This is a genomic window from Patescibacteria group bacterium (genome assembly GCA_035549555.1).
In the GTDB taxonomy this organism is placed as follows: domain Bacteria; phylum Patescibacteriota; class Microgenomatia; order UBA8517; family UBA8517; genus Co84-156.
In genome coordinates, this window is record DASZQR010000010.1 from 654,854 (window position 1) to 667,669 (window position 12,816).

The following is a 12,816-nucleotide window of genomic DNA, read 5'->3' on the forward strand; positions in this document are numbered from 1 at the left end:
ATTATTCTATCCCTTTCTCTCTTTTTTCTTTCCAATAATTAGCAAATGGAACAGATTGAGCTATTAAATATTCTCTTCGCAAACAATCTTCCCAAAAACTTATATCCTTAATACCTTTATCATAGGCTTCTCTTTCTGCACCTTGCATCACTCTAAAAGCAGCATTAGCACTAGCAACTGGACCAGAATAACCCAAATCTATAAATTTTTGCCTTTCAGGTACAAACTTTTCTCTAAATCCTTCTATTCTTGCCATAATTAATTACCAAACCTTTCTTTGGCTGCTCCCATTGCTCTAGAGTTCTCCACCAAATCTTTCCTTCTATCACATTCAGCAACAAATTCTCGATAAGAAATTCCAAAAACTTCATTAGCAATTCTTTTTTCTCCACCAATTTCAGAACCCATCAAACTCCAGAGTTGTCTAATTGCAGTTGGAAAAGCCAAGGCAGTTGCTTCTGCTCGCGTAAACCTACCATCCATTTCAACCATCAAGTCAGTAGTCTCATTCAAAATTTGTTTAAATCCATTTAATTTTTTCATATTACTTTATAATCGCTAGTATATCCTCAAACTTTATAAAAGTATATTCTTTTCCTTCATGTTTATATTCATTTCCTCCCCATTTTTTATAAACAACTTCGTCTCCTTTTTGAGCAGGAGATTCTTTTTTGCCGTCTTTTTCTCCAACTGCAAGTACTTTTCCTTTTTGTGGTTTTTCTGCGTTTACATTTTCTGCTAAATAAATTCCTCCAGAAGTTTTTGTTTGTACTTCCTGCGGTTCTATTAATAAATATCCTGGAGCAGGGGTGATATTCAATTTTGAAGTATTTGCTTTAGCCATATCTAGACTTGAAATTTATCAAATCAAATTAGCAAAGTCAATACCTAAGTGCTGCTATAGCCCTGAGTGTAGTCGAACGGATCAAGGAGTTGAAGACGGCACTGGAGCAACTAATCCATAAGAAGCAAGTATGAGCTGCAATGCTGTCTGCGCAGTTGCTATTGCACCATTTCCTCCAGAATTTCCATTTGCAGCATCAATTGCATCCGAATAGGCTTTAGCTACTTGTGAATTTATTCCGCTATCTCCGTCAAATGTTTTATCAGCAAGGTACCAGCTTTGTGCAAAGCTTGCTTGATAAGCAAATGCAGAAGCTGTCTGATCAGTTAATTGTACATTTTGCATATCAGCTCTCGGATAAATTATTCCATATCCCCTTGTTTGTTGTTCATTTTTATTAAGTTCTTGCAAAGTTTGCTGCGTAGTCAAAAATTGCAAGAATTTCCATGCCATAGAAGAATTCGCACTTTGTTTAGAAACTGCATCTGCAAAATAACTCGCATAAGAAACGCTTGGAATAGTCGATGCATCGCTTGGAAGTTGTGGAACTGGAACTATTTCAAAATGTAAATTTGGAAATTGTTTTCTTATCGTTTCAGCATCAGTATATTTCCCAAAATACATAGCAAGTTTCCCGTTTTCAAAATCAAGTGTTGATTGCGGCAAAGTATCATCCCAAACATGGTAAATATTAGAAAACTTAGTATAAAAAGTAAGTGCACTTTCTCCGTTCGTAGAATTTGGCTGATTAAGATTCACTCCATTTTGGAGTGCTAGTGTCGCAAATATATCCTGCCAATAATCAATATTACTTGTTGTCCCGATAGCAGCACCAGCTTGTGTAATATTCCCGCTTGCATCCCTTAGTGTTAAAGATTGCGCCAAATTTACAAAATCATCCCAAGTCTTGGGAGCAGTCTTTCCATAAGATTGTAAGATATCCTGATTTACAAAAAGGGCAATTCCATCATACGAAAGCGGTGCCGCATAAAATTTATTATTAACTTTAAAATTACTTCCAACTATTGCATAAAAATCATTACTAAAATCAGTATTTGAAGGACTCAAACTATTAATAAACATTGGCATCCAGCTATTATGTATTTCAAAAATGTCCGGTCCTTTCCCTTGCTGCAAAGCATTTGCAAGTCTTATTCGATAATCAGTTTGAGATTGTGATTCAAAATTAATGGTCACGTTCGGATTCTGCTGCTCAAATTCTTGAATAATTGGGTTAACTGCAGCTTGGTCTAAAGTCGTATTCCACCAGGTTAAAGTTACATTTTTGTTTTGGTTAACTTTTGTAAACAAAGCTTTTCCAATAAGTAAAATAATTAAAATTAAAACAACAGCTCCAAGTGCAATTAATATTTTCTTGCCTCCAAAACTTTTTGGCCCAGCAACATTTTGAATAATTCGATTCTTATCGTCCTGAGCCAGTCCACGAGTCGAAGGATCTTGCACATTTTGTCCAGAAGTAAAGATATTTTGATTTACTGGAACAGTAGGATTCGGTTGTTGAAGTGGTTGTGTTGGGTTTGGTTCATTCATATTCTGTATATATAATATCAAGTATGGCTAAAAAAAAGAAACCGAAGACAAAAATCCTTCTTCCAATTTTCTTAGGAGTTATCACCACTCTTATCATTCTTGTAATTAGTATTGTTATTTTTTTCTCAAATCGCATTTATCCAAACATTTATATAAATAGTGTCAATGTATCTGGAAAAACATTTAATGAAGTAAATAAAATTATTAATCCCAGTTTAAACATTCCCGTCTCGCTTACATTAACTTACAACGGGAAAGTTTATCAGATTGATACATCTTTATTAAATCTTACTATAGACAAAGAGTCAACCATAAATAAAGCATATAACGTCAGCAAACCTCAACATTTGATCAGCTTGTTGACACATAAAGTAAATTATCCTATAGAAATAAACTACGATCAAAATGTTTTGCAAAACAATCTAGATCAGATCGCCAATTCCATTAATATCTATCCTAAAAATGGCGTCTTCACAGTTTCAAATGGCAAGGTGACAGCATTTCAGGAAGATTCAAATGGTCAGGAAATGGATGTCAATAAACTCCAAACTGAAATTAATAATGCTCTTCAAAAAAACACAACTGATCCAATTGTTTTAGAAATTCCTGTAAATAAGATGAGTGCTCAAATAAAAACTTCAGACATCAATAATTTAGGTATCAAAGAATTAATAGGAAGCGGTACTTCTCATTTCGCTGGTTCCATTGCAACTCGCGTTTACAATATTGGTCTTGCTGCAAGCAGAATTAATAATACTTTGATAGCTCCAGGCGATATTTTTTCATTTGATAAAACAGTCGGTGATATTTCTTCCCTTTCAGGTTATAAACAAGCATATATTATTCAAAATGGTCAAACAGTCTTAGGTGATGGCGGCGGAGTTTGCCAGGTTAGTACCACTATGTTCCGCGCGGCCATGAATACTGGTCTCCCAATTACAGAGCGCCATGCACACGCTTATCAAGTTCATTATTACGAAGAAGATGCTCCAGCTGGATTAGACGCTACTATTTATAGTCCCACAGTAGATTTCAAATTCAAAAACGACACCGGAAATTACATTTTAATCGAATCAGATTTTGATGCCAAAAATGAAGTCTTAACTTTCAATTTCTACGGCACTTCAGATGGCCGTGTTGCAACAATCAGTAAACCAAAACTTTGGGGATATTCGCCTGCTCCGGATCCTTTATATACCGACGACCCAGATTTGCCAGTAGGAACTATTCAGCAAGTAGATTTTGCAGCAACAGGTCTAAAATCTCAGTTTGACTATACTGTCACCAAAGATGGAAATATAATTAATCAACAAACTTTTTACAGCAATTACCAGCCCTGGCAGGCAAAATATCTTCGTGGCACAAAAACTTCTTAATTTATAAAACTAATACGGGGCATACTCATCAAAATCATTTGGTTCTCCTCTAAGTTCTTTGTAATATTCAGCTCTATTTTCTTCAGCTATTTGAGCTCGTGATCTCATAAACCAAATATTGATTACATGCTGTACATCATCTGATCTTTTTTCGCCAACCGGACTCGTATCAATACTTCCGCAATATGCTCTTAATTCTTCAAGAGGCATTTCGTAAAGTTTCACATCTTCTTCTGAAAGTTGGTATTTATTTCTCTCGTCCGCCATTTATTTATAATATCATTCATGTCAAGGTATAATAAGCTATGAAAATCCTATCAATTGAAACCAGCTGTGATGAAACATCTGCAGCAATAATTGAAAAAGATAAAAATAATAATTTAAAAATTATTTCAAACATAATCGCAAGTTCTAGTGAAATGCACGCATTAACTGATGGAGTTATTCCTGAAAATGCGGCCCGCGAACAAATAAAAAGTATTATCCCTGTAATCGAAGAAGCAATGAAAAATCACTCTTCAAAAGATATCGATGCAATTGCAGTAACTGTTGGCCCTGGTTTAATTGGTTCTCTTTTAGTTGGCGTTGAAACAGCCAAAACTTTATCCATGCTTTGGAATAAGCCTCTTATTCCTGTGAATCATTTACTCGGCCATATCTACGCTAATTTTATAGACAATTCTCCCCAATTCCCTTTATTAGCTCTTGTTGTTTCAGGCGGTCATACTGATTTAGTTTTAATGAAATCTCACGACAATATTAAATTAATCGGATCCACTCGCGATGATGCAGCTGGCGAAGCTTTTGATAAAACTGCAAGATTACTCAATCTTCCTTACCCAGGTGGTCCTAATTTATCTAAACTCGCTGGAAAATTTATTGACAAAAATCCTGATGTAAAGTTAAATTTCTTTCCAAGACCAATGATTAACGAAAATAATTTTGACTGGTCTTTTTCAGGACTTAAAACTGCAGTTCTTCGCGAAGTACAAAAAGAAAAAAACATTGATAAAGAAAAATTAGCCGCCGAAGTCCAGGAAGCAATTGTCGATTCTCTTGTTATAAAAACTATGCATGCTGCAGAGAAATATAAAGTAAATTCTTTATTAATTGGCGGTGGTGTTTCAGCAAACTCACGACTAAGAAGCAAATTCAGTGAAGAATGCCTTCGGCATTCGGGTAAATTTAAAGACTTGCGTTTGTACGTTCCAGAAGTTGTTTTATGCACTGATAATGCCGCTGCAATAGGAGCCGCAGCATTTTTCCAAAATAAAAAAGTAAGTTGGGAAAATGTTTCAGCAAACCCTGAATTAATAATTACAGATTTGATATAATAGGCTCATAATGGACAAAACCTACAACCACAAAGATCACGAAGAAAAAATTTATTCTCTCTGGGAAAACTCAGGTGCTTTTAAAGAATCAAAAGCAGAAAAAAAATATACCATATTAATGCCTCCTCCAAATGCAAACGCTTCTCTTCACGCAGGCCACGCAATGTATACAGTTGATGATATTTTAGTTAGATGGCGTCGTATGCAAGGATTTTCTGCTCTTTGGATTCCAGGTCGTGATCATGCAGGTTTTGAAACTCAATTTGTTTACGAAAAAAATCTGGCAAAAGAAGGAAAAAGCAGAATGGATTATGACAGAAAAACTTTATACGAAAATATTTTCAAATTTGTCGAAGACAATTCTGGTTTAATTTTTAAACAAATGAAACGTCTTGGTTTCTCAGCCGATTGGGATAGAAGTGTTTTTACTTTAGATAAAAAAGTTGTCGATTACGTTTATCAAACCTTTATCAAAATGGAGTCTGAAGGTTTAGTTTACAGAGATGATTACATAGTTAACTTCTGCGTTTATGATGGAACATCTCTTGCAGAGCTTGAAGTAAAGCATGTAGACAGAATTGACCCTCTTTATTTTATTAAATATAAATTAGTGGATAGCAGTGGATTTATAACTGTAGCGACAACTCGCCCTGAACCAATTTTTGTCGACACTCACCTTGCAGTAAATCCTAAAGATAAGAAAAATTCTAAATTAATCGGTAAAAAAGTTTTAAATCCCTTAACGGATAAAGTCATGGAAATTATTAGTGATGATTTCGTAGATCCAGATTTCGGAACCGGAATTGTAAAGTTAACTCCAGCCCATGATGCAAACGATTATGCCGTCGCCAAAAAGCATGGTCTTCCAATAATCGCATGTATCGATACTTTTGGCCGCATCAAAGAAAATGGTGGCAAATATGCAGGGATGAAAGTTAAAGCGGCCCGTGAAGAAGTTTTAAAAGATTTAAAAGCAAAAGATCTAATTGATCATATCGATGAAAAATATAATCACAGTGTTTTAACTTGTTATAAATGTGGTCGTGATTTAGAACCCATGACTACTCCAAATTGGTTCATTAAAGTAGACAGTTTAAAATCAAAGGTTAAAGACATCGTCGAAAAAGAACAGGTAAAATTTCATCCAAAAAGATTCAAAACCCACATGCTCAATTGGCTTAATATTATGCACGACTGGCCAATCAGCCGCCAAATTGTTTGGGGAATTAGAATTCCAGTTTGGTATAAAGTTGATGAAAACCCAGAATTAGAAGTTACTTTTATAAATAAAAACGGCGAGAAAAAATTTGGCAAAGTAACAGATTTTGATTTTGAAGAAGTTGAAAAAGGTCTACAGTCAGTTCGTGCTAATGCAAATTCAAAATATGTAGTTAGTATAGATAAGCCAGAAGGAAAATATCTGCCAGAAACCGATACTTTTGACACTTGGTTCTCTTCAGGCCAATGGCCATTAGTCACCAATCCACCTGATTATCCAACAGATGTTTTAGGAACTTTATCAGACATTTTAAAATTCTGGGTTTCTCGTATGATTATGTTTAGCTTATATCTTAAAAATGAAATTCCTTTTAAAGATGTTTATATGTGGTCAATGGTCGCAGATGCCAAAGGCGTCAAAATGAGCAAATCAAAAGGCAATGTTATTAATCCGTTAGACCTTGTAGACAAATACGGAGCTGATGCGCTTCGCATGTCTTTAATGTATGGAACACCCGCAGGAAGCAAAGTTATTTTATCTGACGACAAGGTCCGCTCAATGAGAAATTTTTCCAATAAAGTTTGGAATGCCGGTCGATATCTTACAAGTGATTTTAAAAAAGATGATTCAGACACTAAAGATAAAGCATTCGCAAATACCAATAATCCAAAATCAGAGATTGAAATTAATAACAAAAAAGCAAAAGAAAAAATGCAAAAAAATATAAAAGAAATTACTGAATCTCTAGAGAGATTTAGATTAGATAAAGCGTCTGAGCAAGTATATGCAGAGTTCTGGCATTGGTTTTGCGATCAATTAATAGAACAAGAAAAGCAAAATTGGTTAAGCAAAGATATATTAAAAGAAATATATCTGGAATTTCTTAAGCTTCTTCATCCTTTCATGCCATTTGTTACAGAAAGTATTTATCAGGAGCTTTTTTCAAAAGGCAAGAAAGATTTACTTATAACCTCAAATTGGCCTAAATAATTTTAAATAAACAAGATCTAATCTATTTAGATTCTTCTCTATTCCATCCGGTACAAATAAATTTTGTCCCGAAGAATTTCTATTGTATGTCCCCCAAACTTTAACACCATTAAACTCATCAAAATACCAACCTTTACACAATTTTTCAGTAGTTCCTTGAATTGGTAAATATTTGTTATCTGAGATAATTCTTTCAACCATTTTCGTATTATACAACTAATCCCCTCTTGCATTTATTTTTCATGCCCGCTAAATTGGTAAATACAAATGCCCGCCAAAAAAACTAAAGTTAAAAGTAAAAAAAGCAAAAAAGTAAATTACAAAATCTATTTTATTCACTATAGCTATTGTCTAATAATTATTGTTTTACTTTTAGTAGCAGGATTTAATATTAATAATTTTTTAAATGATCAAAAAGTTCTTGGAGCATCAGTTGATGTTACACCACTTCAAAACGAAAAAAACTATTGGGAAAATTTAATTCACCAAAATCCTTCATATGTTGATGGTTATTTGCAAATTGCCAAAGTTGATGTTGAAATGTCAAACAAAAAAGAAGCCTATCTTTACATTCAAAAAGCTCTCGAATTAGATCCAAATTCCACTAAAATTCCTGAGGTTATAAAAGCATTAAGCCTTTGATTCTTCTGGTTTAGTTTCCTCTGCAGGAGCCGCTTCACCTTCGGCCGCTACTGGAGTTTCTCCTTCGGCTGGAGTTTCTGCAACTGGTGTTTCAATTACCTCTTCTTTCTGTGGTGGTTCTACTTTAACAACCATTGCCTCAGGATCTTCTTTAACTTCAACTTTTGTGCCATCAATTTTAAGACCTGAAACTTTTACAACTTGGTCAACTTGAGTCAACTCTTCAGCTTTGATTTCAAATTTCTCTGGAAGGTCAGTTGGAAGTGCTTCAACTTCAAGTTCCTGCAAAAGAAGAACTACTGTTCCCTCTCCGCTCTTTTCAACTGGGGATTCACCAGTAACTTCAACTGGAATTTGTGCAGTAACTTTTTCTTTCAAATTAACTTGCTTAAAATCGATATGAAGAATATCTCCGGTTGCAGGATGTGTTTGAATATTTGAAACCAAAACTGGTCTTTCATCCTTTTCGACCATCAAATAAACAATCGCAGTTTCTCCTGCTTTTTTAAATGTTTCTCTAAATTCCTTCTCATCAACTGTGATAGAAACGCTTTTTACGTCCTTTCCGTAGATGTTTGCTGGAACTTTTCCCGACTTTCGAAGGTTTCTGGCTTTTCGGCCAAGTTCTTTTCGCTTAGTTGCCGAAAGAGATATTTTTGTCATGTTGTAAGAATATATTATACCTTGTAGTATTATTAATTACAACCTGGATAGGAAAGTTATCAACTCCAGGCTGTTTCCTCAAATTTAAATTATTATTTTTAGGCAAACTCCAGCTGAAACTCAATTTTGTATTCTTTCCAGGATTTAATTGAAAATATTTCTCTTGTATATTATTTCCTTCAATTATTCTGACATCATCTTTATAAACTAAATCTTTTGAAAGGTTTGTATAATCAATCTCCAAACTGTAATTATTACTATTAGTATTTGTTTTAATATTTAGTACCGCATTCTCTTTAATCTGGTTATTTCCTGCGTTTCCTACATTAGCATCAATTATTCCAAAAGAATTTGCCAAAATTCCCCCGTCCCAATTAAGTTCTACTAGTGTTGTTTCATCGTCCGTTTTATTCATAAATACTTGTACATTTTTGCTATCTAAAAGAGAAATAATATTATCAAAATTAATATTATTAATATCCGTTGTTATTCCTATCACTCCATCAATATTTTGATTTGTTTCTTTATTAAAAAACCATTCTGCTTTTGCGGACGCTTGCGAAAAATCAGGATCCCAATTTGAATTTGCAAGGTTCCAGGAAGCAAGTCCTGCATAATTTTTTAATGCATCAGGTGGAGTTACAAATCCACGTAGTTGTGAATCAACATCATCGACATTAATTGCATTTTTGTTTATTAGTCTCCCATTATTAAAACTATAAACTATCAAATTAGTTATATATCCTCCAGTTGGTCGCAATTTATTTGGATCTTGCACAATAACCAAATAATTTTTCTGTCCGTTTATACCAAGTATGTTTGGTAAATCTTTTGCAAGTTTACGCAAACTCTGTAAATAAAAACTAATATTCGTAAGGTTTGTATCAGGTAAAAAATCTTTAGAATTACTGGAGGCAGATAAAAATGCAGTTTCGCTATAAAGACTATCAATATTTAAATAAAACTGGTTTGCTTGTGTCTTTAAATCATAATCGTTATTTCCGTTTACTTCATTAAAAATCCTCTGTCCTAATAAAATTGTTTTATAAGCTTGTATTCCAATTTCGTCATATTTCAAAATATCGCTAGCAATCTGTTTTCCGTTATTTGAAAACGTAAAACCAACACCAGCAATATTTGCAAACACCTTCGAAGTTTCAAAATAAATATTTGCTCCGTTTAAGTCCTTATTATTAATTTCATTAACACCGTTCTTTAATAAGAAAGATGATATAAACAAAGATAAAAATGGCGTAGCTATAATCCACAAAATAATTATTATTAATATTCCGAAAGATCTAATCTTATTTTGCTTTCTTCTTTTCCTTTGAACTTTAATTGGTTTATTCTCAGGAATCAAAATTTTTCTTATAACGATATCGGGTTGTGCTTCAATTAATTTTTCTTTAATTTCCTCAATTTTCTCAACTAATTTAAATCTATTTTCTCCAATTACAGTTTCGTTTTCTCCGTTATATCCAAAAAAACTATGCAATATTTTTTCAATCAATGCATCGTTAATTTCTGCTTCTCCTAAATAAATTATTTTAATTTTTAAGTTTCTTGCGTTCTCTTTTGCAAAATTTATCAATTCATTTTCAATTCCATACGGTAAAATAAGCACCGACTTTGGCTTCAAATTTTGGACATCTTCAAAAATGGCACGTAAGCGTGTCATGGTGAGCGAAGTCGAACCATCTCTAAAACCAACAATTAAAAAAAGATAAACAATATTATTTAAGTTTTCATCACGAAGTGACAAGCTCTGCTTATAAGAGGTGTGTAAGTGTTTGCGGGAAAGATTTTCAGAAAGTTTTTCTTGTAAATCTTTATAATCTGAAATAATTAACGCGAGTTGTAAATCATCTTTCATGGTGGGCTCTTATATCATATTAGAGCCTGAAAATTATATCCGCAAGCAGCTTGTGGTTTTGAAATATTATACACGCGCGTCTGTCTAAGTTTTCCCGTTCTAGTTGGCTCCGCGACGTGAAATTTCGTCCAACTTCACATTTACCATTTTATCCGCAATCGAATTCTCTTTTCGTGGAACATGAAGAAAAGTTATTTTTAATTTATTATCAGCAATTATTTTTTTAACTTCCATTGCTAGTGTTATCATGTTAACATCCTTGATTTTGTATTCCCCCTTTAGCTGTTTGACAACTAGTTCACTATCTAAGCGAAATTCTATTTCGCAATCCCGAGCGAAGTCGAGGGGCATTTTAATCAATGCTTCAAGTGCAAGTACTACACCATTATACTCAGCAACATTATTAGTAGTTATTCCAAGATATTCAGAATCTTTTTTTACAATTTCCTGACCAATATGAATTATATATGCACATGCAGCAGGTCCTGGGTTTCCCCTGCTCCCTCCATCTGAAAAAATAACTATTCTTGAAGAGTTCTCCACTTTATTTCTTTAACTTCGTGTTATGCCTTACAACTAAGTAGCGGTCAATTCCTTCTCCCTCAGAAACTGTCTCAATATCTTTTTCTTCAGCTAAAGTCATATGAATAATTCTTCTACTGTTTGCATTCAAGTTATAAAGTTTTTCTTCTCCAGTTTGTCGTGCGCGCTCTGCGGTTTGTTTTGCAAGTTCAACAAGTCTTTCATTTTGTTTTTCGCTCCAGTGAGCAACATCTAAAGATATCTTTACCCAATCCCCTGTTTTTTGTTTCATAGCTATAGTCAAAAATGATTGAATAGATGACAAAGTCATTCCGTGTGCACCAATAAGAAGTCCTGTACTCTCTCCTGGGTCAAGTTCTATTTTGTAAAGAGTTCCTTCTTCCTGTTTTTCCTCTGTGATTTCAGCTTTTACCTCAATACCAATAAGTTTAAATAACTCACTTAGAAGATTTTGTATTTCCTTTTGCGTTTCCATTCCCCGATTGTATCACACGAAGCGCTTTAATCCAAGATTTTAGGCCTCCAAGCCCAGTTGTTCTGTATTGTTGAAACGCCTGATAAATCGAAAATGTTACCCAATAAATGGCAACGCCAGAAGGAAAACGTCCTCCAACCAAAAGTGTCATAAGAGGTAGGGTATAAATCATTGAAGATTGCATAGCAACCATAGCATCATCCATTTCGCCTTTAGTCTTTTTTGCAATTTGTTCTTCTTTTTCAATATAAGGGCTGGCAATTTTTGCAGATATCATCTGTGAAACGCCGGCAAGAATTAGAAAAAGTCCCGGAATTGCAAAAGGAATTCCATGAATATTAAATGTATCAGGCTTAGTTAAATCTAAATATAAAAATTTTGTATTAATCATTTCGTGTGCGTCAAATTTAAGAGGTGAGTAGAGAATCGTATTAAATTTTGTAACGCTTGCATTTGAAAGGTATTGAATAAAAACTTCAACAAGTCCATAAAACACAACCAGCTGCAGAATAATAGGCAAACATCCTCCAAGTCCAGGGTTGACTCCATATTGTTTATAGAGCTCGCTTTGAGCTTGGGTTAATTTCATTCTATCGTTTTTATATTTCTTTTTTAACTTATCCAGTTGAGGTTGTATTTCGCGCATTTTTTTCATCGACTCCAATGATTTTTTAGTAAAGGGTCTAATAAGAAGTGCAAGTGCAATAGAAAAGCCAATAATAGCAAGTCCCATGTTATTTCCAAGTAAGCGATAGAAGATAACAAGCCCGTTTGCCAAAGGTTGTATTAAGTATGTAGTAAAAATATTCATATATTTTAAATTACCGGATCATAACCAGCTTTAGAAAGGGGATTACACCTCAAAATTCTCCAAGCACTCATAAACCCTCCTTTAACTATTCCATATTTCTGTATTGCCTGTGCAGCATATTCGCTGCAAGTTGGTGTAAATCGGCATGCATGTCCAAAATAAACCACAAAAATAGGGGATATATATTTTTTATAAAAATCTAAAAGCATTTTTCAACTCAGCCTCTATTCTACCATAATTAAGTCTAGTTATGCTGGGCTTGACAATAATTACATAGTCATACGATTTCTCCATCAGTTTATTAATACGAACCGCTTCTTTTATCTGTCTTCTTATTTTATTACGGGTTACTGCTTTTGTAGATATTTTTTTACTAACAATTACTCCAATTCTTGCTTCTTCCTCGTCGAGTCTATTCAAAAAATTAATTGTAAAGTAGGGGAATGTACGAAAATTTCCTTGCGATCGGACAACATCAAAGTCCTTTTTGTTCAT

Annotated in this window: 17 protein-coding genes; 4 read left to right on the forward strand and 13 right to left on the reverse strand. The window is 33.8% G+C overall.

Annotated elements, in window-relative coordinates:
- Window position 1 precedes the first annotated feature (1 nt).
- From VG895_04435 to VG895_04450, 4 genes are all read right to left on the reverse strand, one after another.
- The gene (locus tag VG895_04435) at window positions 2-256 is read right to left on the reverse strand and encodes a hypothetical protein (GenBank protein ID HWA52276.1); all 255 of its coding nucleotides are present in this window, start codon (window positions 254-256) and stop codon (window positions 2-4) included.
- A 2-nt stretch (window positions 257-258) separates the two neighbouring features.
- On the reverse strand, window positions 259-543 hold the full coding sequence (locus VG895_04440; GenBank protein ID HWA52277.1) for a hypothetical protein: 285 nt from the start codon (window positions 541-543) through the stop codon (window positions 259-261).
- A 1-nt stretch (window position 544) separates the two neighbouring features.
- Window positions 545-844 carry a co-chaperone GroES gene (locus VG895_04445; GenBank protein ID HWA52278.1) on the reverse strand — a complete coding sequence of 100 codons (300 nt, stop codon included), beginning with the start codon at window positions 842-844 and terminating at the stop codon, window positions 545-547.
- 81 nt (window positions 845-925) lie between these two features.
- Window positions 926-2,395 carry an extracellular solute-binding protein gene (locus tag VG895_04450; GenBank protein HWA52279.1) on the reverse strand — a complete coding sequence of 490 codons (1,470 nt, stop codon included), beginning with the start codon at window positions 2,393-2,395 and terminating at the stop codon, window positions 926-928.
- Between the two features lie 23 nt (window positions 2,396-2,418).
- On the opposite strand from VG895_04450, the gene VG895_04455 reads away from it, so the two are divergent.
- Window positions 2,419-3,771 carry a VanW family protein gene (locus VG895_04455; GenBank protein HWA52280.1) on the forward strand — a complete coding sequence of 451 codons (1,353 nt, stop codon included), beginning with the start codon at window positions 2,419-2,421 and terminating at the stop codon, window positions 3,769-3,771.
- A 9-nt stretch (window positions 3,772-3,780) separates the two neighbouring features.
- Here the strand turns inward: VG895_04455 and VG895_04460 are convergent, their stop codons facing one another.
- A complete protein-coding gene (locus tag VG895_04460; GenBank protein ID HWA52281.1) occupies window positions 3,781-4,038 on the reverse strand; it encodes a hypothetical protein in 258 nt (85 codons plus the stop codon).
- 38 nt (window positions 4,039-4,076) lie between these two features.
- Here VG895_04460 and tsaD point away from each other — a divergent pair, with 38 nt between their 5' ends.
- Both tsaD and VG895_04470 read left to right on the forward strand, forming a co-directional pair.
- Entirely contained in the window at window positions 4,077-5,105 is a 1,029-nt protein-coding gene (gene tsaD, locus VG895_04465; protein HWA52282.1) for a tRNA (adenosine(37)-N6)-threonylcarbamoyltransferase complex transferase subunit TsaD, read from the forward strand.
- A gap of 10 nt (window positions 5,106-5,115) precedes the next feature.
- Window positions 5,116-7,314 carry a valine--tRNA ligase gene (locus VG895_04470; GenBank protein ID HWA52283.1) on the forward strand — a complete coding sequence of 733 codons (2,199 nt, stop codon included), beginning with the start codon at window positions 5,116-5,118 and terminating at the stop codon, window positions 7,312-7,314.
- Here the strand turns inward: VG895_04470 and VG895_04475 are convergent.
- The gene (locus VG895_04475; GenBank protein ID HWA52284.1) at window positions 7,297-7,515 is read right to left on the reverse strand and encodes a hypothetical protein; all 219 of its coding nucleotides are present in this window, start codon (window positions 7,513-7,515) and stop codon (window positions 7,297-7,299) included. The two genes, VG895_04470 and VG895_04475, sit on opposite strands and share 18 nt — an antisense overlap.
- Window positions 7,516-7,581: 66 nt before the next feature.
- Between VG895_04475 and VG895_04480 the strand changes: the two genes are divergently transcribed.
- A complete protein-coding gene (locus VG895_04480) occupies window positions 7,582-7,956 on the forward strand; it encodes a hypothetical protein (protein HWA52285.1) in 375 nt (124 codons plus the stop codon).
- Here VG895_04480 and VG895_04485 read toward each other — a convergent pair.
- The 7 genes from VG895_04485 to rnpA all read right to left on the reverse strand — a co-directional run bounded on the left by VG895_04485 (window position 7,945) and on the right by rnpA (window position 12,816).
- Window positions 7,945-8,619, reverse strand: a complete 675-nt coding sequence (locus VG895_04485) for a 50S ribosomal protein L25 (protein HWA52286.1) — start codon at window positions 8,617-8,619, stop codon at window positions 7,945-7,947. The genes VG895_04480 and VG895_04485 overlap by 12 nt on opposite strands.
- On the reverse strand, window positions 8,591-10,492 hold the full coding sequence (locus VG895_04490) for a DUF4012 domain-containing protein (protein ID HWA52287.1): 1,902 nt from the start codon (window positions 10,490-10,492) through the stop codon (window positions 8,591-8,593). The genes VG895_04485 and VG895_04490 overlap by 29 nt, the downstream gene beginning before the upstream one ends.
- A 99-nt stretch (window positions 10,493-10,591) precedes the next feature.
- Entirely contained in the window at window positions 10,592-11,035 is a 444-nt protein-coding gene (locus VG895_04495; protein ID HWA52288.1) for a ribonuclease HI family protein, read from the reverse strand.
- Between the two features lies 1 nt (window position 11,036).
- Complete coding sequence (locus VG895_04500; protein ID HWA52289.1) at window positions 11,037-11,510, reverse strand: R3H domain-containing nucleic acid-binding protein; 474 nt, start codon at window positions 11,508-11,510, stop codon at window positions 11,037-11,039.
- Window positions 11,473-12,321 carry a YidC/Oxa1 family membrane protein insertase gene (locus VG895_04505; GenBank protein HWA52290.1) on the reverse strand — a complete coding sequence of 283 codons (849 nt, stop codon included), beginning with the start codon at window positions 12,319-12,321 and terminating at the stop codon, window positions 11,473-11,475. Before VG895_04505 ends, VG895_04500 begins: the two co-directional genes overlap by 38 nt.
- A gap of 5 nt (window positions 12,322-12,326) precedes the next feature.
- Window positions 12,327-12,530 carry a membrane protein insertion efficiency factor YidD gene (gene yidD / locus VG895_04510; GenBank protein ID HWA52291.1) on the reverse strand — a complete coding sequence of 68 codons (204 nt, stop codon included), beginning with the start codon at window positions 12,528-12,530 and terminating at the stop codon, window positions 12,327-12,329.
- Window positions 12,511-12,816 (reverse strand): ribonuclease P protein component, encoded by a 306-nt coding sequence (rnpA, locus tag VG895_04515; protein ID HWA52292.1) that lies wholly within the window; start codon window positions 12,814-12,816, stop codon window positions 12,511-12,513. The genes yidD and rnpA overlap by 20 nt, the downstream gene beginning before the upstream one ends.

Excerpts from the sequence above, each read along its gene's own strand:
- VG895_04460 (HWA52281.1), bottom strand. The coding sequence starts at position 4,038 with ATGGCGGACGAGAGAAATAAATACCAACTTTCAGAAGAAGATGTGAAA.
- VG895_04485 (HWA52286.1), bottom strand. The coding sequence starts at position 8,619 with ATGACAAAAATATCTCTTTCGGCAACTAAGCGAAAAGAACTTGGCCGA.
- VG895_04445 (HWA52278.1), bottom strand. The coding sequence starts at position 844 with ATGGCTAAAGCAAATACTTCAAAATTGAATATCACCCCTGCTCCAGGA.
- VG895_04470 (HWA52283.1), top strand. The coding sequence starts at position 5,116 with ATGGACAAAACCTACAACCACAAAGATCACGAAGAAAAAATTTATTCT.
- VG895_04475 (HWA52284.1), bottom strand. The coding sequence starts at position 7,515 with ATGGTTGAAAGAATTATCTCAGATAACAAATATTTACCAATTCAAGGA.
- rnpA (HWA52292.1), bottom strand. The coding sequence starts at position 12,816 with ATGAACAAAAAGGACTTTGATGTTGTCCGATCGCAAGGAAATTTTCGT.
- VG895_04440 (HWA52277.1), bottom strand. The coding sequence starts at position 543 with ATGAAAAAATTAAATGGATTTAAACAAATTTTGAATGAGACTACTGAC.
- VG895_04480 (HWA52285.1), top strand. The coding sequence starts at position 7,582 with ATGCCCGCCAAAAAAACTAAAGTTAAAAGTAAAAAAAGCAAAAAAGTA.
- VG895_04500 (HWA52289.1), bottom strand. The coding sequence starts at position 11,510 with ATGGAAACGCAAAAGGAAATACAAAATCTTCTAAGTGAGTTATTTAAA.
- VG895_04505 (HWA52290.1), bottom strand. The coding sequence starts at position 12,321 with ATGAATATTTTTACTACATACTTAATACAACCTTTGGCAAACGGGCTT.
- VG895_04455 (HWA52280.1), top strand. The coding sequence starts at position 2,419 with ATGGCTAAAAAAAAGAAACCGAAGACAAAAATCCTTCTTCCAATTTTC.
- VG895_04490 (HWA52287.1), bottom strand. The coding sequence starts at position 10,492 with ATGAAAGATGATTTACAACTCGCGTTAATTATTTCAGATTATAAAGAT.
- yidD (HWA52291.1), bottom strand. The coding sequence starts at position 12,530 with ATGCTTTTAGATTTTTATAAAAAATATATATCCCCTATTTTTGTGGTT.
- VG895_04450 (HWA52279.1), bottom strand. The coding sequence starts at position 2,395 with ATGAATGAACCAAACCCAACACAACCACTTCAACAACCGAATCCTACT.
- tsaD (HWA52282.1), top strand. The coding sequence starts at position 4,077 with ATGAAAATCCTATCAATTGAAACCAGCTGTGATGAAACATCTGCAGCA.
- VG895_04435 (HWA52276.1), bottom strand. The coding sequence starts at position 256 with ATGGCAAGAATAGAAGGATTTAGAGAAAAGTTTGTACCTGAAAGGCAA.